Here is an 18,384-nt window from a genome sequence, read left to right as displayed (position 1 = left end):
GATACTACGTTCGGTAATTTCGCCCCGCTTCTATTGAAGCGGCGCGACGATCGACGGATGCTTGAACTGTGCGACATCCAGCTTCGGCAGCATTCCTGTCTCTGCATAGATATCCAGCATCTTCTGGATCGCCGGGAAGTTCGGCGCAGCACCCGGATCGCGGCCGAAATCATTGTCCTTGAGCAGGTAGGTCTCAAGCACCGGGATGGGGGCTTTCAGCACTTCATTGACGACCTTGAGAGTCTCCTCGCGGTTCGCGAGTGCCTTCTTCATGCCCGAGGTAATATCGCGGACATAGGCCTTGACCAACTCGGGGTTCTTGTCGACGAAATCGGCACGGCAGGCTTCCAGAATGTGCACAATGTTCGGCATGGCCTGGGAGAGCGAGAACAGCTTCCTTGTGCCGCCCTTTGCCTCCGCGCGCGCAGCAAACGGCTGGTTCATGTTCACCGCGTCGACGCGGCCTTGGCGCAGCGCGTCCTCGGAGACGGCAAAGCCGACCTCGACCAGCTTGATGTCCTTGGCCGGATCGACGCCATTCTGCTTCAAGAGCAGATTGAACGGCCCTTGCGTGCCGCCACCGATCACGGAAATGCCGACCGTCTTGCCCTTGAGATCCGCGATTGTCTTGATGGGCGAGTCATCCTTGACGGCCCAGTAGACCGAGAAACCGCCTGGCATCTCGAAAACGTGTTGCGCGACGATATAAGCCTTGAGATTGCCGCCGACGACACCGTTGGAGAGCGAGAGCGGCGCCTGCGTCGCACAGTCCAGTGCACCGGCCGCCAGGGCCTGCGTCATCGGCGCGGTGCCCTGGAATTGGGTCCATTCGATGTTGTAGGACTTGCCGAGATTAGGAAATTCGGTCGGCCTGCGCATCATCCAGTACTTGGACTCCTCCGCAGGGATGGTCCAGCCGACGCGGATCGTCTGCTGCCCCCACGACGGGCTTGCGCCCGCGCTCACGGCGGCTGCCGCCCCCAAAGCCAGGATCCACTTCGAAACGGTTCGCATCGTGCCACTCCGCTGCTCCGGCGCCGACCGGCGCCCCAACCCGACCGTCTCAAATGTTTCATGGTTCAAACAATCAGGCAAGCCATGCGAGGCGGGCGGTTTTGCCGCCAGATGTATGCTAAAGCGGCGCTGCGACAGAAGGAGGCAACCTATGGCTGATGGCAGCAAGGAGACAAACCCGCAAGGCACTGAGAAGCTCGGCTATCTCGGCCTGGGACTCATGGGAACGCCGATGACCCGACGCCTGCTGAAGGCCGGCTATCAGGTCGCCGTCTGGAATCGCTCGGAGGGCAAGGTAGCGCCGCTGGTCGAGGCTGGCGCCGAGCGCGTGGTCACGCCCCGAGATCTCCTGGCGAGCTCGGATATCGTCTTCATGTGCGTGACGGATGCGGCCGCGGTGGAGGAGGTGATCTTCGGGCCCGAAGGTCTGGCGGCCGCTCCTGGCGCGGGCAAGCTTGTGGTCGACTTCTCGTCGATCCATCCAGACGCAGCGCGCGACCTCGCAACGCGATTGAAGAACGCGAACGGTGCGGGCTGGATCGATGCGCCGGTGTCCGGGGGCACGAAGGGCGCCGAGGAAGGCACGCTCGCCATCATGGCAGGCGGAGAAGCTGGCGACATCGAGAGGGTGCGGCCCTATGTGCTGGCCATGGCACGCAGGCTCACGCACATGGGCCCGGTCGGCGCCGGCCAGACCACAAAGCTGTGCAACCAGGTGATCGTCGGATGCGCGATGGCCGTGCTCGCGGAAGCAACCCGCCTTGCCGTGAACGCCGGAATTGACGCCAACCGATTGCCCGAAGCGCTCGCAGGCGGCTTTGCGGATTCCATCCCGCTCCAGCTGTTCGTGCCGCGAATGGTCAACGGCATTCACAGCCCGCCGCTCGGCCACATCGCCACGATGCTCAAGGATCTCGATACGGTCGCCGATGTTGCACAGGCAACCTCGACGCCAGTGCCGATGGCCGCGCTTGCCGGACAGCTTTTCAGGCTGGCGAAGGCCGCGCGAGGTGCGGACGCGGACGCGCTGGAGATCTACAAGCTTTCGGCGGCAGAGCGCAAAGCGCTCTAGGGGCGCATTACCGCCCGTTCTTGCGCTCATCGTCGGCCATGAAGCGACCGAACGCTCCTCGCGCAAAGAGCAGCGGCTCTTTCGCATTGTAGGTATATGCCTCGACCGCGCCGAGAAAGATCACATGGTCACCGCCATAATAGCGATTCACGGAGCGGCATTGAAAGTTGGCGACGCTCTCGGCGAGCACTGGAGCGTTGCCAAGGCCGGGGGTCCAGTCGACGCCGGTGAACTTGTCATCCGACGATTTTGCGAATTTGTTCGCAAGCGCTTGTTGTGAAGCGCCGAGAACGTTGACGCTGAAATGGCTGGCGTTCTGGAAGATGGTCAGGCTCGAGGAATAGACGACGAGGCTCCACAGAACCAGCGGCGGATTCAGCGAGACCGAGGCGAAGGAATTGCACGTCAGTCCGTACGGCTTGCCGTCGGGCGCTGCCGCTGTGATGATCGTGACGCCCGTTGCATAAGTTCCGAGCGCGTTGCGAAAGTCGCGAGGATCGATCTGGGAGCTGTCGCTCGCGAACTCATTGGCGGGATCCGGAGCGCGAGGCTGCTTCGGCAGGTCATTCATCGGCCGACCTCACAGCGTGAGATTCTCGGAGGGCAGGCCGAGGGCCACCCGTCCGTAGTTGGTCCCGGCCGCATCGAAGTTGAACGCGAGATGTGAGTTGATCGCGTGCGCATCGCGGAACTGCCGCTGTAACACGCCGCTCGTGAACAGCCCGCGCGCGCCGCTCGCGGCAAACAGCATCGAGACCGCGTCCGTGCACAAGTTCACGGAAAAGGATCCGTCGCGGCGATATCTGGTCTTGGTTGCCATGTCAGGAATATGGCCGCGCCGTGCGGCCTCCATGGCATCGAGACAGGCCGACCGCATGATCAGGCGCGCAGCGTCGATCTTGGCCGAGGCCTCCGCGATCTTGATCTGCGTGCTTTGAAAATCGCTCAGCTTGGCGCGGTTGTACGTCGAAATACGATGACGCGCGACCTCCGTATAGTCGTCGAGGCACGCCTGTGCATTCCCCAGCGCGACACCGGAGAGGACATAAGGAAATAGCGAGAAGACAGGCAGCGTGTACAGAGGATTCGGATTGACCGCGCTTCCCGGCGTGGGGCCACCTGAGAGGTTCCCTACGGCGACCGTCATATGGTCAGCCACAAAGGCATCCCTGACCTCGACGTCGCACGACCCCGTCCCGCGCAGTCCGGCGACGTTCCAGGTGTCCAGCACCTTGTAATCGCCGCTCGGTAGCATAAAGATTCGATACTCGATGCCGTCGGCATCGTCGTCGGAATAGACCACGCTCGCAAGCATATTCCATTCGCAGGAGGCAACGCCCGAGGAGAATGGCCAACTGCCATGCAACTGGTATCCGCCCTTGACCCGCGTGGCGCGTCCGGCGGGGAAAATGAACGAGGACGCGATCAAAGTATCCGGATTGCGGCCCCAGACCAGATCCTGCGCGCGTCGCTCGAACATGCCGAGCATCCAGTGATGGCTCGCCAGATTGGCGAGATTCCAGGCAACCGACGCATCCGCCTGCCCGAGCAGCTCAGCGCAATCGACGAGGGCGACATAGTCGAGCTCAGCGCCACCAATCCGGGCCGGTTGCAGCATCCGGAACAGGCCGGCCTCATGAAGGTCCTTTTCGGTTTCCGCCGGAAGATGCCGCAGCTCCTCCGTCCGTGCCGCCCGCTCACGGAGTCGCGGCAGAAGCGCCCGGGCCCTCGCGATCATTGACGCATAGATCTCACCGCCGGCTTGCAAGCCTGCGGGCTGGGTCATGCTCGGCTCCTGGCCAGGCGCCATTCGTGTCCCTCGCTTTCATACATTTATGCGGCGGGACCTTCGCCAAATCAAGCCGAGCCAGTGCCTCAAGTCGACCTTGGAGGCCTGACCGGGCCAAAGGCGCCCTTCTCGACAAAATCAGCGATCCGACGTTCGTTGTAGCCGAGCGTATCGTGCAGGATCTGCTTGGTATGCTCGCCCAACAGAGGTGCCGCGACCGGGTCGACCGCGGCTGTCAGGCTCATCGTAATCGGCGGCTCGATATTGGGCACCCACTCGGCTGTCGGATGCGGAATCCGGTTCAAACGATGGCGCTCGCGAGCCTCGGGGGCATTGAAGCCCTCCTCGACGGTCCGGAGATAGCCGACCGGGATATTGGCCAGCTTCATCTTCGCCATCCAGTTCTCGAGCGTATCGCTGGCGAAGACTTCGGCAATGGCTGCCCGCAGGAGCTCCTTGTTCTCCGAACGGGCTTTGCGCGTCGCAAACTGCGGATCGGCGATGAGATCGGGCCGATTCAGCACCTCGACCACAAGCCTGCGGTAGAGCCGGTCGTTGGCGCAGGCCATGTAGAGCGGCCCATCTGAGGCCTCGTAGACGCCGACGGTGGGAGACCCGCTCGGCGAATTGCCGAACCGGCCGGGGTTTTCGCCGTTGATGAGATAGGCCATGCCGTAGAAACCAGTCATTCCCATTGCGACGTCGAACAGGGCAACTTCGACATGCTGCCCCCGGCCGAGCCGCTCCCGCGCGAGCAGCGCCAGCAGGATGGCATTGCAGGCGGACATCCCCGTCGCCATGTCGACAATTGGCGGGCCGGTGCGAACCGCCGGGCCGTCGGCAAATCCATTGAGCGACATGAAGCCGCTTTCCGCCTGGGTGATCGGATCGAAGCCTGGCCGGGAGGCAAACGGTCCGCTGCGTCCGTAGGCGGAGATCGAGCAATAGACCAGCCGCGGGTTGAGCGGCGCGACCGATTCATAGTCGAGCCCGAACTTCTTCATGACCCCGCTCGAAAAATTCTCCACGACCACATCCGCCTTGCGGATCAGATCCAGCGCGATCTCGCGCGCCTCCGGCACGGCAAGATCGAGCGCGATGCCGCGCTTGTTGCGGTTCAGGCTGAGAAAGGCGGCGCTCTCGCCTCCAATCTCCGCGTGCTCATAGGCGCGCGTGTCGTCGCCGCCATCGGGATTCTCGATCTTGATGACGTGCGCACCGTAGTCGGCGAGCGTCTGGGTGCAGGCGGGGCCAGCGACCACACGCGTGAAATCAACGACCAATAGGCCATCCAGCGCGGTCGGGCCTCCCGTCCCATGCGAGGCACGTACCGGCAATTGAGGCTTGGTGGGCATCGATCGCGCTCTCCCTTACATCGGCTTATGGCCGCCGAATTTCCTGCAAGAGCAAACTTAAAGCCCGGCGCCGCCGACTTCGCAAGTCCCACGCCGGCATCGCTTCAATACGCAAAAAGGACCCGGCAGCCCCCAGGCTGCCGGGTCCTCGGACGTTCCAGACGCGTACTGGCCGTTAGATAAACGGCGCGTTCCGTGCGGCGGCAAACCTGCTCAGTGCAGCCACTTCCGCCAATAGAGCGTATGCACCCAGGCCCAAGGGGTCTCGGGCTCGAACAGCCGATAGCCCGCCTGAATGAAGTTGTTCGCTGATACCGGGTTGTCCGTCGTATCGGAGACAATGCTGTCCCATCCGATACGCCGCGCCCTCGCCTCCACCGCACGCATCAATCTGCGCTGAAGGCCGCGTCCCCAATGCCGTTGCAATACGCCAACTCTGGAGAAATAGCCGCCATTTCGAACGTGGGTCGAGGGCACAATTCCGGCGAAGGCGACTGCGTCCGCGTTGTGATAAGCCATCCACCACGCGCCGAGGTCGAACGTGGGCATCGCCGCGGCATCGAAAAACGTGAGTCGATGCAGATCGGCGAGGGTCTCGGCAACGTCGTCATCGGACGCATCGACGATACGGATTCTGTACATGAAGTGGCTCATTGCGTCGGAAGAGCTTGACCGGGCGCCGGTGACTTCGCCGCCGCCGCGAAGGCTCACTTGCCCAGTACGACCTTGACGCCGAGCCAGACCGCTCCCATCAACCCGGTGGCAATGACGGTGATCACCGCCTTAAAGGTGTAGCTCTGGGCCTGCTCCACGCTCTTTCGCCACCTCCGCAGGTGCTGGAAATCGGCTCGCAGTTCTTTTCGGTCGTCATCCTCGATGCCAAAAGAAGCCAGCACCGAGGCGACCGCCTTCAACACGATCGCATCGATGCTCTCCTGCTGGAGCCTGTGCTGCTCGGCCAGCGTCTCGGCCACAATGGCCCTGATCTCGTCGTCTTGCATCCTCATCGCTTGATGATCCTTGCGACATTCTCGAAGCCGCGCTTGGCGAAATAGAATGAGACCACAAGATTGGCGGTGACCGCCGCAAATCCCGCCAGGGCGTCCGTCGAGCCCAATCCGAGAACCTTGTCCCAGACCAGGAGCTTGCCCGAGCCGCGCCCGCCGTAAACGCCCTTGTAGCGCGCAGGCTTGAGCAGCGGCTCGAAGATCTTGGCCGTCGGAATCTTCAGGATGGACAATGGCTGCGCTCACTCATCCTAGGGCAGGCTGGTGCGCCTGCGCCACATCGCGGGCCAGTCTTCGTTGCCCGGGGCGTCGGATTGTCGTTGCGGCACTTGATTGAAGCCCGCAAAGACACCGCCTCCGGAAGGCGAAGGCCATTTTCCGTACCGTCCTTCGAAGTCGGATTGTGGCGAAGACGGAAACAAAGCATCAGGCGGAATAGCGGGTATCGGTGCGGGATCATTCGAGTCGAAAGCAGATCGATCGGACTTTCCGGCAGGCATCCTCCTCAAAACCCGGACATCTTTGGAACGGACCGCGGCATCATATCCGCGTTTTGCAGATATCGCTTGTACTCCGGAATGTAGGCCGGCGCGGGAACTGGATCGAACGGTCCCAGTGCATCCGCAAACTCACCTGGGTCAAGAACATTACCTGCAAGATCCTTGATTTGATAATGGACGTGGTGGTGCCCTGGATTGCCCTTCTTGTCAGAAAGACCGGTATTACCCATCGTGCCAATCACCTGACCCGCCGCAACCACATCGCCGACCTTCACCTTCCGAGAGTTGGTATGCAGTATCTGGTGACGCAAGCCGTTATTGTCTCTGATCGAGATTGTCTCCCATTGATCATCACCGGCGCGCTCGACGACGCCATTCACGGGAGATCGCAATTCTGGGTGGCTCGTGTTCAGCCGAGCACTTTGACCACCAACATAATTGAAATCGATGCCCCGGTGTGGGTTGCTTGATCCGCGTGGCCTGCCTGTCTCCGCGCCGTATGGACTCGTGACATGGGGCGAGATGCCCTCGACGGGCTGAAGAATGCGCCGCATCATGTCGTCCCACATTTGAATATCCTTTGCGGTAGTTGACTAACTAGTTCGCGTGCGGTGTCTTGATCGAGCCGATCTTGCGTGGCCGAGGAATGAGGGGCTGACATGAAAAGAGCTATCCGCCGCGTTCTCACTGCGGCCGCGACGGTCGCTCTCGCACTTCCTGCCTTCGCACAGGAACCACCTGCTCCGACATCCGACAAGTGGCGTCCCAAGGCCGGCGTCTATGCCGAACCTGGCAAGAACTTCCAGTTAGACTGTGATGAAAGTGGCGGCCTGACAATCGATCTCGGCAGGAAATCGGTCAGCGGTTACGAATGGAGCTGCAAGGTCAAGAAGATCAACGATCTCGGCCCGGGCTCGCTGAAGGTTGAAATGGTCTGTGACGATTACAATCTGGCGCAGAACCTCAACCCGCGCGATCCCAACTGGGATAGCAGACAATTCAACGAGATCATGTTCATCAAACAACTGGATGCGGCGGCGATCTCGGTCCAGAAAAGCCTGAACGGAAAGCTCAAGGATCCTCCCTGGCGCGCGGCTTACTGCCCTCTCAGTACACAGCGCGCGCTTGCTGAAGCGAGGCTAAGAGCCGAGGCAGAGGCCAAGCAAAAGGCCGAGGAAGCCAAGCGGAAGGCCGAAGAGGAGCTCGCTCTCAAGAGCGCTCATCCGCAAGATGGCGTCTACGCCGCACTGGGTGCCGATTTCGAGGACCGTTGCGCGAAACTCAGCGATACCGTCGTTGCGTTCGCCAAGAAGTCGATCGTTACGGCCTCGAACAAGTGCGATATCCGCCGGATGCGTGTTCAACTCCCAGACACCGTCAGGATCAACGCTACCTGCACCTTACAGGCGGCTTCCGGCCCTGACGCCGTCAGTGTGCAGGACCCGAGCACCACCCCGGACCGCGAGAACCTGATGTTCAAGAAGATCGACGACAAGACCGTCGTCCTCTGGGTCATCAAGGACGGGCGCTTCACCGGTGACGGCCGAAAGCTGTCCTATTGCAGCGACCAGGTGCAGCGCGCCTATGCCGTGCAGCACAGGGCTGGCAAGCAGACCAGGAATTAGCCGAAGGCCCCAACAAAAAACCCGCGCCGGATTGCATCCGCGCGGGCAACACCAACTTCTGTCGATGATGCCATTCTGCCAGTGTTTTGCCCGACGGGTCAACGCTCAATCGAGACGCGGTTGCAGATCGGGATATCCACTGTCTCGAGCGTCGTGACGGCGTCGCCGCTGTTCGAGCTTCCCGGATGCACGATGATGCGCTCGATCCGGTGAATCAATTCCAGCACGCCGTCCTGGCCGTTCTCGACCGGCTGTGCGGCCTTGCCCCAGCCGCGATCGAGGATGGCGTTGGCCGCCGAGACGCGCGCCGCGGGCGTCGCATCCTCGCTGCGCATGATGCCGACGAGCACCCGGATGGCCGTCCTGCTGTGGCTGCGCGCAAGCGAGCGGATCTCGGTCAGGTTGCGCGGGCGCGCCGTCTTCGCGCGCGCGGGCAAGCGGGGCGGCTCGGGCTCACATGCGATGATGTCCTCGCTCACGCGAGCGTCTCCCACAACAGGATGGCAACGAGGCCCGCGATGGCGAGCGAGATCAGGTAAGCGGTCATCTTCTCTCCCAGTAAAAACAAATGCGCGGCAGATCGCGCGAAGAGCGCGATCGTTTCGGGCGCGAACCCTATCTCCGTTGAACCCGGAGACCGCAGCGGCGCAGGCAAATGCCCTGCGCCGCGGGCCGGCACGTTCGCGCGTGCACGGCCAGCAATAGGTTCGGACGACGGCGCGCCGATCGGCGCTCTCTCGATGCGTTATCAAGCGAGTGCGTGGCCGCAATGCGCCGCCGCCGTCCGATTCCAAAATCGAGAACGAAAAAACCCGCGGCGGATCGCGTTCCGCGCGGGTGAACCAAGCTCGTTTCGATGATGCCATTCTGCCGGTGTTTTGCCCGACGTGTCAAAACCTTCCGCTGAATTGAAAAAGGCTGAATTGAAAAAGGCCGAATTGAAAAAGGCCCGCCGCGGATTGCGTCCGCGCGGGCCAACTCAAACTCGTTTCGATGATGCCATTCTGCCGGTGTTTTGCCCGACGTGTCAAACGAACGAATTCGCGCAAGCCGCGTTGGACAATCAGGAGCGACCGGCCATGACCATCAAGACGACCCCACCCGGCACATCGCAAGACGAGACGTCACGAAATCGTCCGGGCTCAAAGCCGAGCATCGACAAGGAACACTCCACGCAGATCGTCGAAGGCGCCGCCGCGACGGAGGATGATGGCCGCGATCTCGCGCATGGCGAGGGCGGCAGCATCGATCTGCCCACACAACCCGGCGATTTGGCGAAGGACGATTAGCCCGCGGCACAAGCGGCGCGCATCTCGATGATGCCATTGTGCCGGTGTTTTGGTGCCGGTGTTTTGCCCGACGTGTCGCGCCGAACAGGCGAGAGCCTCATCTCCCACCTCGATATGTGGTGCGGAAGGGACTTGCTTCAAGCCCCCAGTGATCGCGTAAGACCCCTCGGCCTGAACAACCAGTCGAGGGGTCACGCATGCCTGTATCGCTTCCGACGTCCCGGCCGCGCGGCCGAACGCGTGCAGAACGCGCAAGCGCCACCAGCCATGAGGTCGTCATCGCCGGTGCCGGCCCGACCGGCCTGATGCTGGCCGCCGAGCTCGCGCTCGCGCATGTCGACGTCGCCATCGTCGAGCGGCGCGCGAGCCAGGACATCGCCGAGACGCGCGCCGGCGGACTGCACGCGCGCAGCATCGAGATCCTCGATCAGCGCGGCATCGCCGAGCGCTTCCTGCGCGAAGGGCAGATCACCCAGCTCGCCGGCTTCGCCTGGACCAGGCTCGACGTCGGCGATCTCCCCACCCGCCATCCTTACGGGCTCGCGCTGCGGCAGAACCACATCGAGCGCCTGCTGGCCGAATGGGCCTCCGAGCTCGCGGTGCCGATCTATCGCAGCCGCGAGGTGACGGGCTTTGCGGAAGACGAGACCGGCCTCGACGTCACGCTGTCCGGCGGGATGCGCCTGCGCGCGCTTTATCTCGTCGGCTGCGACGGCGGTCGCAGCCTGGTGCGCAAGAGCGCCGGCATCGACTTCCCCGGCTCGGAACCCACGCTCAGCAACCTCATGGCCGAGGTCGAGATGCGCGAGGAGCCCCCATTCGGCCTGCGTCACGACGCGCTCGGCTTTCACGGCCTCAGCAAGACGGGAAGCGGGCGCGTGCTGGTCGTGCTGACGGAGGCAAATCTCGCGCACGATGGCGAGCCGTCTTTAAGCGAACTCAGCGCGGCGCTCAAAACCGTGTACGGCACCGATTTCGGCGTGCACAATCCCGCCTGGATCTCCCGCTTCACCGACGCGGCGCGGCAGGCGGCGTCCTATCGCAGGGGCCGCGTGCTGCTCGCCGGCGATGCCGCGCACATTCATCATTCCGTCGGCGGCCAGGGCCTCAACCTCGGTGTGCAGGACGCGGTCAATCTCGGCTGGAAGCTGGCGCAGGTGGTGGGGCGCATCTCGCCCGAGAGCCTGCTCGACACCTATCACAGCGAGCGCCATCCCGTGGCCGCGCGCGTGCTGAAGAACACCATGGCGCAGATCGCCCTGCTCCGCCGCGGCGACGAAGGCCGCAAGGCCGCGCGCGAGGTGATCGCCGAGCTGCTCGCCATGGACGAGCCGCGCCGGCGCCTTGGCGCGATGATGAGCGGGCTCGACATTGCTTACGATCTCGGCGAAGGCCACGCGCTGCTCGGCCGCCGCATGCCCGATCTCGATCTCGTGGCGGGCGGGCGGAAGCTACGATTGTTCACGCTGCTGCACGGCGCGCGCGGCGTGCTGCTCAATTTCGGCAAGCGCGGCGGCCTCGACATCACGCCCTGGGCGGATCGCATCGGGATCGTCGATGCCGATTACGACGGCCCGTGGCTGCTTCCGGCCATCGGCGCGGTCGCCGCGCCGAGCGCGGTGCTGGTGCGGCCCGATGGGCATGTGGCCTGGGTGGGCGACGAGAGCAGCCGCGGACTTATGGAGGCGCTGACGCGGTGGTTCGGGCCAGGGGGGTCATAGGTCGGGACTCCCGACCCACGCGCTTTGTTGGGCTGCTCCAGATGTCCGCTGCCCCCTCAACCGAAACCCAAGCCCACATCCTATGAGGTTGATGGACAAAAAGGAGACTTTTACCTAGCTAGTATCAGTGACCATTAGGTATTCTAAAGATGGGCCTGATTCTGCTCTGATTACACATGCCGCCAGGGTCAAGAAGACGTGCTGCTTGCGTTCTCTTACCGGCGGTGCCATAGCGATTTTTTCGATAAAAACGTCGTTACACGAATGTCCGATAAACCAGATGACACAGCAGCATCGGTATGGACGACCGATGTGAAAACGTTGACTTTAATCGGTCCTGTTTTAGCGTCAGCCTTGGCAGTGCTGTACGACGTGGGATTTTTCACAGGAATCAACGTCGATTTCTTCACTTTTTTCACTTTGAGCGAGCATCTATTGTTCGCGCTGCAAGCGATCCCCCTCGCGGCGTTCACCGCATATACCGCAAGCGGCTTTTTTCTCGGATCATGGCTACGCGCTAGGACTGAAGACAAGTTGCTGGCGAAACTTGAGGCGGAGCCAGACTTGGAGAAGCGGAAGGCTTTAGCAGCACCATACTTGGCTAAGGTCAGCGCTTTCCGCAAATGGGGACCGGCATTCCTAATATGTATGATTGCGGGGGCCGGCATATTGCTTGCAGTCGGTCTTTATGTAGCTGCTTTCGCATTCGGCATGAGCGTAGTTCTTTCTATGCTGCGGAAGGATTGGGACGACTTTCGTCGGCTTGATCGTAAGGCTGTGGCTTTCGGCGCGGTTCTCCTCATTCTCTTCCTCGCATTTCTGACGGGCTACGAACGAGCGGGCATTATTCTTAGGACCAACACCGCCTCAGAAAACATTGTGATAGATGACAAGCCGACACCCGCGCGGATAATAAGATCAGGCGAACGAGGCGTGCTCTTCTTGTCGATCGATACGAAGAAGCTCAGGTTCATTCGATGGGACGCCATTAAACAGATCGACACCCTCTGAGCTGGATACGCTAGAGTCCGCTAGGTCCTAAGCTGATATGCTCTGGCCCTTAGAAGCTGTCCACGCGCCCCAGCAGCCGACATCGGCTGTCAAAAGCCCGCATTCTTCTGCGGGCTTAAGCTTCAAGTGTTCCTTATTCGGGTCAATACTCGATAATCGTCTCGCCTGTTCGGACCCGCTGAGACCGTTTTCGGCGGTGCTTTCACTGGCACTGCGCTCTCGGGCTTATACGCAAGTGCCTCGGCGATCCATCGCGGCCATTCCGGTTTCGGCTCCGGCTCAACCCGCCGTTGAAGCAACTTCCGAAGTATATCGCTCATGCCTGCTCCTGCGATTGCAACCAAAGCTCGTCGTAAGAAGCATCGCTATCGCGAACCGCGCCGAGGCTGCCAAGGACACTGACAGGCGCTCGCTGCACGGTCTCCTCGATATGCGCCTCCATCGTCACGTCGTCGCCGGGATGCACGATGACCCGCTCGATGCGGTGAACGAACCGGATGGGATTGTCGTCTTCGCTCACGATCGGCTGCAATGGCTTGCCCCACCCCCGATCGAGAATGACATTGGCCGCCATCACGCGGGCATGGGCGGGAGCGTCCTTGTCGCGCATGATCTGCACGAGGGTCTTGATGGCAAGATTCGTGTGCGTCCGCGCCAACGATTTGATTTCAGTGAGCGTCCGCTGCTTTAAAGCGCGGCGAGCCGCCGCCCTGGCGAGAGCATTCTGGGAAAGAAGATTGTAGTTCACCGCTTCGGTCATGGGGGAAATCCATCTGAAAATTACTCCGGTCAATTTTGGATCGAGACGCAAAAAACCCGCGTCGGAAAACCGGCGCGGGCGCGAAACAAACTCGTCTCGATGATGCTATTCTGCCAGTGTTTTGCCCGACGGGTCAAGCCAAAGCTTTTACCCCCGCTTGATCCCGAGCCGCTCCGCACAAAGGCTGCCGGAGACCACCCTGGTGTAATCTTCGGTATCGAGCCTCGTTACCGTTCCGTTCGGGGATGCGATTACATTTACCTTACAAGCCCACGCTCTAGATACTCCCGACGCACTATCGCGATCTCCAGAAACAGAAATAGACGTCTGGGCCGCCAACTGCCAGACATAGGCTGTCTCGCCACTGTTCATCTTGAAACTGCTCGTGGGCGCCCCCCACTGAACGACCAAGGCGTCGACGTTCTTGCCGATGTAGTCTTGGCCTAGCTTGGCGCGGACATCGGCCCCCGTCGCGTAACAGCCGCCCAACAAACAACAAAGGATCACTAGTCGTAGTATACGCATAAATCTCCCCCGGCAGGATTTTAGTCAACCGCAACCGGGGGATGAGATCAACAAAAAACTATCTCTGCCGTCCTTATCGCTGGTCAGCCCCTCTTCAGCTTCCGCTCCACCTTCTTCCGGCTGCTGCCCACCTTCTTGACTGCCTTCTTCACGGCCGAAGCCGAGCGGCGGGTCTTCTTCGCCTCGTAACTAACCTCGTAGTTCTGTCCGCCCGCCACGCGTGCTCGGTCCTGCTTGCGACCGCGAGCGGTCTGCTTCTTCGCCTTAGCCATATTGCACCTCCATGCCTATCGAAAACGCATGGAGATTCTTCTGGTTCCTTGTGTCTCGTTTAGTCGCGACGCCAGGCCGGAACGAATCCCCGCACAAAGATTCGAATCAAAATAGTTAGTTGCGTGGAGTTGTTGAGTGGCGTCCTCCCGTCAGCGGAAAGCATCGGCGATCGGCGTCAAGGCGCCCTTCCCTGACTTTATCGAACCGGCCTTGGCACACTCCGTCCCGCGGGTGCCCTCCGGAGAACGGTGGATTCACGAGATCAAGTTCGACGGCTATCGCGTCCAAGTGCATTTGGTCAACGAGGCCGTGACCATCTACACCCGCCGTGGCCACGATTGGACCAGGCGCTTCAAGAAGGTCGCCGAGGACGCCTGGCACATCAAGGCAGGTTCGGCGATCATCGATGGAGAGATTGTCGTCCCGGCTGCTGACGGCACGACCGACTTTTCGGTGCTGCAGAACGAGCTCAAGGGCACGTCCTCCAAGATCGTACTCGTGGCTTTCGACCTGCTGTACCTCAATGGACGAGACCTCCGCAGCCTGCCGCTGGTTCACCGCAAGGCCGAGCTGAAGAAGATCATTGCCGGCACTGACGTGCAGTTCAGCGAGAGTTTTGAGATCGACGGCCGCCAGATGTTCGCCCATGCCTGCAAGATCGGGCTGGAGGGCGTGGTCTCCAAAGTTCGCGACAGCGTCTACAACTCTGGCCGGAATAACAACTGGACGAAGACGACCTGCGCGCAGCGCGAGACCTTGACCATCGCCGGCTTTGCGCTCGATGAAGGCAAGTGGGACGGCGTGTATCTCGGCCGCCGCAAGGGCGATGATCTCATCTACGCCGGCAAGGTCGACCACGGTTTCGACAAGACATCAGCCGCCGAACTACGCAAGCGCCTGGAGCCGCTGCGACGCAGGACGCAGCCTTACGCCAAGCGCATCGCACACAAGGGCATCTGGGTCGAGCCAAAGCTGCTTGCCGAGATCGAGTACCGCGCCAAGTCGGCCGAGGGAAAGGTGCGGCATCCATTCTTCAAGGGATTGCGGGAGGACCTGTGACAGCGAACGGCCAGGCATGGTTTTCCACAGCCACGAGAGGCAGTAGCTCGCCGGCTCCGTCGCCTACTAGGAATCGATAATTTGCCAAACCCTGTTGGCTCATGCCTTTGATACCCGGATGTCCACAAAGTCGCGCCAATATCTCTTCGGCACTCAGATCAAGATGGCAGCCGAGCGCGCCAGAGAGGCGCGCAAGGAAGCTGACAAGCTGGCCTGTGTGGCGTGGAACAGCCGGATGCTCGGTTACAAGGGACCGGCGCAGCCCTCGCCTACCATCGGCGATGCGATCAATGGAGGATACCCCTACCTCGAGGTCCGCTGTCATGGCTGCGATACCAATCAGACCATAGCACTCGAGATCATTCGGCGACCAAAGACGACTCCGATCCACGAACTTGAACGCTACATGCGCTGCAAGGATTGTTCGCAGATGCGAGGGCACCCCTACAAGCGCAGCGAGCTTGTGGCGCTGCGGCCAACAAAGATTTCAGCCAGCCAACCGCCCACGACCTGGTGGCCGGGCGAGCGATAATAGACAATCTCACTCATGTGCAATCTGTATTCGATCACCACCAATCAGGCGGCCATCGCTGACCTCTTCCGCATCGTCCGTCGCTTCGAGGGTAACTTGCCGCCCATGCCGGGCGTCTTTCCGGATTACCCCGCCCCCGTCATTCGCGACGCCGGCGGCGAGCGCGAACTGGTGATGATGCGCTGGGGCATGCCGCCGCCGCCCCGCACCGGTGGACCGCCCGTCACTAACATCCGCAACACCTCCTCGCCGCATTGGCGAGCCTGGCTCAAGCCCGAGCACCGCTGTCTCGTGCCGGCCAACAGCTTTGCCGAATACGCCCCGGAGCCGAACCCGGAGACGAAGAAGAAAGATGTCGTCTGGTTTGCGCTCGCCGAGGCGCGACCGCTGTACGCTTTCGCCGGCATCTGGACCACATTCAACGGCGATCGCGGAACGAAGTCCAAACCCGTTCCGGGACCGCATCAGGTCTACGGGTTTCTCACGACCGCCCCGAATGCCCTCGTTGAACCGATCCATCCCAAGGCCATGCCGGTGATCCTGACGACCTCGGAGGAATGGGACGTGTGGCTGCGAGCGCCTTGGGACGAAGCCAAGGCGTTGCAACGGCCGTTGGCGGACTCTGATCTGATCATCGCAGCGCGTGGCATCGACAAAGAGGACAAGCTCGCCTGATTGCCCACCAATTGGACAGAGACATCTCAAGGTTTTAGCATCCATCTGCCCTCACCCCGTGCCTCATTCCCACGTCCTGCGGAGAGATGCCAGCAGCAGCACCACGCACACCGCGAGCAGCACGACATCTTTGAACAGAAACTCCCCTGTGAGATTCCATGCCATCGGATCGGTCGAGAGGCTCCATCGCACCACGCCGGGCGTAGTGAAGAAGAACGAGAAAGTGATGGCGAAGGTGACGACCCCCATGAAGGCGCCGATCGCGGAGAGCAGCGGACTGAAGGCGCCGGCGATCAAAAGCGCTGCAATGGCGAATTCGGTGACCCCCAGCACATAGGCCTCGCCGCGCAGGCCGAACACCTGGAGCCAGGAGATGAACGGGCTATTCGCAATGAACTGCGCGATGCCTTGCGCCGATTGCGGCGTGAATTTCTGCATGCCGAACGAGACGAAGATGATCACCATGACCCAGCGCAGTATGGCGAGAAGGCGATAGGATCCGCCGCCAACTTCGGCGATGTTGAACTCTGTTTTCATTGAACGTGGTCTTCCCTGTGCTCCCCGCGTCAGCGCGCGGGTTGCCCTTGATACGGGGCGCGACCCCCACCCGTTACGCCCGTCGTCGTAACGCGGGAGTCACGACTTCGTGGGGACCATCGATCAGGAACAACCGGCAACACACCGCGTTGCACCGCCCATGCACGGATCAACGGCCGATCCCCTGTTGGCGCGCGCCGATGCCGCCCTCCTCGAAGCAGAACGGCTTCGCCTGGCCCTGACACGTCAGCGCGCGATCGCCCGCGCGATCTGCGCCAATGCCACCCAAAGCCGCACGCTGCAAGCCGGCCTCTCGCCGACCATCGCGATTGCGCTGACGGTCAACGCTCCTCGTTTGGCGTAGCGTCGTCGTCGGCCTGGAGAGGCTCGTGCGTCCTGCGCCCCAGAAACGTATCGGGTGGCGGCTGCTTCAGCAGCTCGCGGCATTCGCGCACGATCTGGCGCATGTATTCGGCCAGCTCACGGTCGGCTGGCAACGGCCGATAGACGGTCATCGCGGTGCTCCCCTTGCTTTGCAGGCGGGAGCACGCTCGGTCTCTCAGCCACCGACGCCTACGGACAAAGCCTTGGCCGGTGATGCCACATCAACTAACAGAGGTTGCCTCTGTTCACTATTGAACTTTAGGACTCGCGCGGTGCAAATTGAGTAAGCCACTCAAGATGCTCAAGCTTCGCCCGCGAAAATAAATCAGCGCGCCATATCAAATGATGTGACTCCGCTGTGCCGGAGGCGTAAGGTAAATTCATCACCGCAAGGCCCGCGGCAGAGATCGGTGAACGCCAGTTGCGCTCCCGCCCTTCTCCAACAAGGGAGGACGCCCATGCAGAAGCGGCGTCGTTTCAAACAGACCACCACCTTGCGCGAGAGACTCGCGGACGAAGCGGAGCGTTGCCGCGAGGAAGCGCGCAAGCTCGCCCCTGGCCCCCGCCGCGACATGCTGCTGCGCCAGGCGCGCCGCGACGAAACCGCCATGCAGATCGATTCCTGGCTGCGCTCGCCCGGCCTGAGGGCGCCGACATGATGCAATATCGCGCTTATCTCGTCGGCGAGAACGGCGTCTTCCGCTCCGCCGAAGCCTTCGAAGCCTCGTCCGATTCCTCCGCGCTCGATTTTGCGAAGCGGTTCACGCGGCTCGGCAAGGTCGAGGTCTGGCAGCTCGGCCGAAAGATCGCCGTGCTGGACTCCGAGCAGCTCTGCCCGCCCCTGCCCGAGCCGTCCCGCCCGACGCTGACGCGTCAATGACCGCGTGAGCGCGGCCGCGACTTCAGGTCTTCGATCTGGAAGCAGAACTTCACCTGCATGACGAGACCGCTGGCATCGCGCACGTCGATCGCCAGCTCCCGCCGGTCGCCGGTGAGCGGCGCGGAGAGCAGCGCATCGCGCGCGAGGTCAGCGACCGACTTGGCGGCCTCGGCCTGAACGGCACGCGGGCTCGACAATTCCAGCCCCTCCTCGTCCAGCGCAATTCCCTTGTCGTCGCGAAGGTCGAAGTAATATCGGGCCATGACCGTATTCCTTTGCCCTATAGGCCGAAGCACGGACAAAGGTTTCCGGCGGGACTAAAAAATCTCTTGGGATCCAATGGGTTCCGGGAACAGGGGCCGATCCGCGACCGGCC

The 18,384-nt window shown here is 61.7% G+C and carries 26 protein-coding genes; 11 read left to right on the top strand and 15 right to left on the bottom strand.

What is annotated here, in order from left to right; translation table 11 throughout:
- Window positions 1-30: 30 nt before the first annotated feature.
- A complete protein-coding gene (locus tag ACTEK7_RS30385) occupies window positions 31-1,014 on the bottom strand; it encodes an ABC transporter substrate-binding protein (RefSeq protein WP_225148148.1) in 984 nt (327 codons plus the stop codon).
- 151 nt (window positions 1,015-1,165) lie between these two features.
- On the opposite strand from ACTEK7_RS30385, the gene ACTEK7_RS30380 reads away from it, so the two are divergent.
- Window positions 1,166-2,086: an NAD(P)-dependent oxidoreductase gene (locus tag ACTEK7_RS30380; protein WP_225148147.1), complete on the top strand. Its 921-nt coding sequence runs from the start codon at window positions 1,166-1,168 to the stop codon at window positions 2,084-2,086.
- A gap of 7 nt (window positions 2,087-2,093) precedes the next feature.
- On the opposite strand, the gene ACTEK7_RS30375 is transcribed toward ACTEK7_RS30380, so the two are convergent.
- From ACTEK7_RS30375 to ACTEK7_RS30345, 7 genes are all read right to left on the bottom strand, one after another.
- A complete protein-coding gene (locus tag ACTEK7_RS30375) occupies window positions 2,094-2,657 on the bottom strand; it encodes a flavin reductase family protein (protein ID WP_036007598.1) in 564 nt (187 codons plus the stop codon).
- A gap of 9 nt (window positions 2,658-2,666) precedes the next feature.
- Window positions 2,667-3,872: an acyl-CoA dehydrogenase family protein gene (locus ACTEK7_RS30370; RefSeq protein WP_225148146.1), complete on the bottom strand. Its 1,206-nt coding sequence runs from the start codon at window positions 3,870-3,872 to the stop codon at window positions 2,667-2,669.
- A gap of 89 nt (window positions 3,873-3,961) precedes the next feature.
- On the bottom strand, window positions 3,962-5,230 hold the full coding sequence (locus tag ACTEK7_RS30365) for a CaiB/BaiF CoA transferase family protein (protein ID WP_225148145.1): 1,269 nt from the start codon (window positions 5,228-5,230) through the stop codon (window positions 3,962-3,964).
- 213 nt (window positions 5,231-5,443) lie between these two features.
- Entirely contained in the window at window positions 5,444-5,872 is a 429-nt protein-coding gene (locus ACTEK7_RS30360) for a GNAT family N-acetyltransferase (RefSeq protein WP_225148186.1), read from the bottom strand.
- 65 nt (window positions 5,873-5,937) lie between these two features.
- Window positions 5,938-6,237, bottom strand: a complete 300-nt coding sequence (locus tag ACTEK7_RS30355) for a hypothetical protein (RefSeq protein WP_225125589.1) — start codon at window positions 6,235-6,237, stop codon at window positions 5,938-5,940.
- A complete protein-coding gene (locus ACTEK7_RS30350; RefSeq protein WP_057028654.1) occupies window positions 6,234-6,470 on the bottom strand; it encodes a hypothetical protein in 237 nt (78 codons plus the stop codon). Before ACTEK7_RS30350 ends, ACTEK7_RS30355 begins: the two co-directional genes overlap by 4 nt.
- Window positions 6,471-6,742: 272 nt before the next feature.
- Window positions 6,743-7,306, bottom strand: coding sequence for a M23 family metallopeptidase (locus ACTEK7_RS30345; protein ID WP_225148144.1), 564 nt, complete (start codon window positions 7,304-7,306; stop codon window positions 6,743-6,745).
- 90 nt (window positions 7,307-7,396) lie between these two features.
- Between ACTEK7_RS30345 and ACTEK7_RS30340 the strand changes: the two genes are divergently transcribed.
- On the top strand, window positions 7,397-8,362 hold the full coding sequence (locus ACTEK7_RS30340; RefSeq protein WP_225148143.1) for a hypothetical protein: 966 nt from the start codon (window positions 7,397-7,399) through the stop codon (window positions 8,360-8,362).
- 98 nt (window positions 8,363-8,460) lie between these two features.
- On the opposite strand, the gene ACTEK7_RS30335 is transcribed toward ACTEK7_RS30340, so the two are convergent.
- Window positions 8,461-8,829 carry a hypothetical protein gene (locus ACTEK7_RS30335; protein ID WP_225148184.1) on the bottom strand — a complete coding sequence of 123 codons (369 nt, stop codon included), beginning with the start codon at window positions 8,827-8,829 and terminating at the stop codon, window positions 8,461-8,463.
- An 8-nt stretch (window positions 8,830-8,837) separates the two neighbouring features.
- Window positions 8,838-9,041: a hypothetical protein gene (locus ACTEK7_RS30330; RefSeq protein ID WP_225148142.1), complete on the bottom strand. Its 204-nt coding sequence runs from the start codon at window positions 9,039-9,041 to the stop codon at window positions 8,838-8,840.
- A 208-nt stretch (window positions 9,042-9,249) separates the two neighbouring features.
- Here ACTEK7_RS30330 and ACTEK7_RS30325 point away from each other — a divergent pair, with 208 nt between their 5' ends.
- From ACTEK7_RS30325 to ACTEK7_RS30315, 3 genes are all read left to right on the top strand, one after another.
- Window positions 9,250-9,651, top strand: a complete 402-nt coding sequence (locus tag ACTEK7_RS30325; RefSeq protein WP_225148141.1) for a hypothetical protein — start codon at window positions 9,250-9,252, stop codon at window positions 9,649-9,651.
- Between the two features lie 197 nt (window positions 9,652-9,848).
- The gene (locus tag ACTEK7_RS30320) at window positions 9,849-11,372 is read left to right on the top strand and encodes an FAD-dependent monooxygenase (RefSeq protein WP_225148140.1); all 1,524 of its coding nucleotides are present in this window, start codon (window positions 9,849-9,851) and stop codon (window positions 11,370-11,372) included.
- A gap of 264 nt (window positions 11,373-11,636) precedes the next feature.
- Window positions 11,637-12,383 carry a hypothetical protein gene (locus ACTEK7_RS30315; RefSeq protein WP_474810316.1) on the top strand — a complete coding sequence of 249 codons (747 nt, stop codon included), beginning with the start codon at window positions 11,637-11,639 and terminating at the stop codon, window positions 12,381-12,383.
- Between the two features lie 316 nt (window positions 12,384-12,699).
- Here ACTEK7_RS30315 and ACTEK7_RS30310 read toward each other — a convergent pair whose 3' ends face one another.
- Together ACTEK7_RS30310 and ACTEK7_RS30305 are read right to left on the bottom strand one after the other, a co-directional pair.
- The gene (locus ACTEK7_RS30310) at window positions 12,700-13,143 is read right to left on the bottom strand and encodes a hypothetical protein (protein ID WP_346347583.1); all 444 of its coding nucleotides are present in this window, start codon (window positions 13,141-13,143) and stop codon (window positions 12,700-12,702) included.
- A gap of 608 nt (window positions 13,144-13,751) precedes the next feature.
- On the bottom strand, window positions 13,752-13,940 hold the full coding sequence (locus ACTEK7_RS30305) for a DUF3606 domain-containing protein (protein ID WP_225148138.1): 189 nt from the start codon (window positions 13,938-13,940) through the stop codon (window positions 13,752-13,754).
- Window positions 13,941-14,076: 136 nt separating this feature from the next.
- Here ACTEK7_RS30305 and ligD point away from each other — a divergent pair, with 136 nt between their 5' ends.
- The 3 genes from ligD to ACTEK7_RS30290 all read left to right on the top strand — a co-directional run bounded on the left by ligD (window position 14,077) and on the right by ACTEK7_RS30290 (window position 16,207).
- Window positions 14,077-15,000: a non-homologous end-joining DNA ligase gene (gene ligD, locus ACTEK7_RS30300; RefSeq protein ID WP_225148137.1), complete on the top strand. Its 924-nt coding sequence runs from the start codon at window positions 14,077-14,079 to the stop codon at window positions 14,998-15,000.
- 118 nt (window positions 15,001-15,118) lie between these two features.
- Entirely contained in the window at window positions 15,119-15,532 is a 414-nt protein-coding gene (locus ACTEK7_RS30295) for a hypothetical protein (protein WP_225130323.1), read from the top strand.
- Window positions 15,533-15,547: 15 nt separating this feature from the next.
- The gene (locus tag ACTEK7_RS30290) at window positions 15,548-16,207 is read left to right on the top strand and encodes an SOS response-associated peptidase (protein WP_225148136.1); all 660 of its coding nucleotides are present in this window, start codon (window positions 15,548-15,550) and stop codon (window positions 16,205-16,207) included.
- 63 nt (window positions 16,208-16,270) lie between these two features.
- On the opposite strand, the gene ACTEK7_RS30285 is transcribed toward ACTEK7_RS30290, so the two are convergent.
- Window positions 16,271-16,744 carry a DUF417 family protein gene (locus ACTEK7_RS30285; protein WP_225148135.1) on the bottom strand — a complete coding sequence of 158 codons (474 nt, stop codon included), beginning with the start codon at window positions 16,742-16,744 and terminating at the stop codon, window positions 16,271-16,273.
- 109 nt (window positions 16,745-16,853) lie between these two features.
- Between ACTEK7_RS30285 and ACTEK7_RS30280 the strand changes: the two genes are divergently transcribed.
- Window positions 16,854-17,108, top strand: coding sequence for a hypothetical protein (locus ACTEK7_RS30280; protein WP_225148134.1), 255 nt, complete (start codon window positions 16,854-16,856; stop codon window positions 17,106-17,108).
- Here the strand turns inward: ACTEK7_RS30280 and ACTEK7_RS30275 are convergent.
- On the bottom strand, window positions 17,086-17,259 hold the full coding sequence (locus ACTEK7_RS30275; protein ID WP_225148133.1) for a hypothetical protein: 174 nt from the start codon (window positions 17,257-17,259) through the stop codon (window positions 17,086-17,088). The genes ACTEK7_RS30280 and ACTEK7_RS30275 overlap by 23 nt on opposite strands.
- Before the next feature lie 327 nt (window positions 17,260-17,586).
- Here ACTEK7_RS30275 and ACTEK7_RS30270 point away from each other — a divergent pair, with 327 nt between their 5' ends.
- Window positions 17,587-17,787, top strand: coding sequence for a hypothetical protein (locus ACTEK7_RS30270; RefSeq protein ID WP_036007627.1), 201 nt, complete (start codon window positions 17,587-17,589; stop codon window positions 17,785-17,787).
- Window positions 17,784-18,008, top strand: coding sequence for a hypothetical protein (locus tag ACTEK7_RS30265; RefSeq protein WP_225148132.1), 225 nt, complete (start codon window positions 17,784-17,786; stop codon window positions 18,006-18,008). Before ACTEK7_RS30270 ends, ACTEK7_RS30265 begins: the two co-directional genes overlap by 4 nt.
- On the opposite strand, the gene ACTEK7_RS30260 is transcribed toward ACTEK7_RS30265, so the two are convergent.
- Entirely contained in the window at window positions 18,002-18,271 is a 270-nt protein-coding gene (locus ACTEK7_RS30260) for a DUF6894 family protein (protein ID WP_225148131.1), read from the bottom strand. The genes ACTEK7_RS30265 and ACTEK7_RS30260 overlap by 7 nt on opposite strands.
- Window positions 18,272-18,384 lie beyond the last annotated feature (113 nt).

Source organism: Bradyrhizobium sp. JHI2711 (assembly GCF_056156565.1).
This window is presented reverse-complemented; position numbering and strand designations above follow the sequence as displayed.

Excerpts from the sequence above, each read along its gene's own strand:
- ACTEK7_RS30385 (WP_225148148.1), bottom strand. The coding sequence starts at position 1,014 with ATGCGAACCGTTTCGAAGTGGATCCTGGCTTTGGGGGCGGCAGCCGCC.
- ACTEK7_RS30380 (WP_225148147.1), top strand. The coding sequence starts at position 1,166 with ATGGCTGATGGCAGCAAGGAGACAAACCCGCAAGGCACTGAGAAGCTC.
- ACTEK7_RS30375 (WP_036007598.1), bottom strand. The coding sequence starts at position 2,657 with ATGAATGACCTGCCGAAGCAGCCTCGCGCTCCGGATCCCGCCAATGAG.
- ACTEK7_RS30370 (WP_225148146.1), bottom strand. The coding sequence starts at position 3,872 with ATGACCCAGCCCGCAGGCTTGCAAGCCGGCGGTGAGATCTATGCGTCA.
- ACTEK7_RS30365 (WP_225148145.1), bottom strand. The coding sequence starts at position 5,230 with ATGCCCACCAAGCCTCAATTGCCGGTACGTGCCTCGCATGGGACGGGA.
- ACTEK7_RS30360 (WP_225148186.1), bottom strand. The coding sequence starts at position 5,872 with ATGTACAGAATCCGTATCGTCGATGCGTCCGATGACGACGTTGCCGAG.
- ACTEK7_RS30355 (WP_225125589.1), bottom strand. The coding sequence starts at position 6,237 with ATGAGGATGCAAGACGACGAGATCAGGGCCATTGTGGCCGAGACGCTG.
- ACTEK7_RS30345 (WP_225148144.1), bottom strand. The coding sequence starts at position 7,306 with ATGTGGGACGACATGATGCGGCGCATTCTTCAGCCCGTCGAGGGCATC.
- ACTEK7_RS30340 (WP_225148143.1), top strand. The coding sequence starts at position 7,397 with ATGAAAAGAGCTATCCGCCGCGTTCTCACTGCGGCCGCGACGGTCGCT.
- ACTEK7_RS30320 (WP_225148140.1), top strand. The coding sequence starts at position 9,849 with ATGCCTGTATCGCTTCCGACGTCCCGGCCGCGCGGCCGAACGCGTGCA.
- ACTEK7_RS30315 (WP_474810316.1), top strand. The coding sequence starts at position 11,637 with ATGTCCGATAAACCAGATGACACAGCAGCATCGGTATGGACGACCGAT.
- ACTEK7_RS30310 (WP_346347583.1), bottom strand. The coding sequence starts at position 13,143 with ATGACCGAAGCGGTGAACTACAATCTTCTTTCCCAGAATGCTCTCGCC.
- ACTEK7_RS30305 (WP_225148138.1), bottom strand. The coding sequence starts at position 13,940 with ATGGCTAAGGCGAAGAAGCAGACCGCTCGCGGTCGCAAGCAGGACCGA.
- ACTEK7_RS30295 (WP_225130323.1), top strand. The coding sequence starts at position 15,119 with ATGTCCACAAAGTCGCGCCAATATCTCTTCGGCACTCAGATCAAGATG.
- ACTEK7_RS30290 (WP_225148136.1), top strand. The coding sequence starts at position 15,548 with ATGTGCAATCTGTATTCGATCACCACCAATCAGGCGGCCATCGCTGAC.
- ACTEK7_RS30285 (WP_225148135.1), bottom strand. The coding sequence starts at position 16,744 with ATGAAAACAGAGTTCAACATCGCCGAAGTTGGCGGCGGATCCTATCGC.
- ACTEK7_RS30275 (WP_225148133.1), bottom strand. The coding sequence starts at position 17,259 with ATGACCGTCTATCGGCCGTTGCCAGCCGACCGTGAGCTGGCCGAATAC.
- ACTEK7_RS30270 (WP_036007627.1), top strand. The coding sequence starts at position 17,587 with ATGCAGAAGCGGCGTCGTTTCAAACAGACCACCACCTTGCGCGAGAGA.
- ACTEK7_RS30265 (WP_225148132.1), top strand. The coding sequence starts at position 17,784 with ATGATGCAATATCGCGCTTATCTCGTCGGCGAGAACGGCGTCTTCCGC.
- ACTEK7_RS30260 (WP_225148131.1), bottom strand. The coding sequence starts at position 18,271 with ATGGCCCGATATTACTTCGACCTTCGCGACGACAAGGGAATTGCGCTG.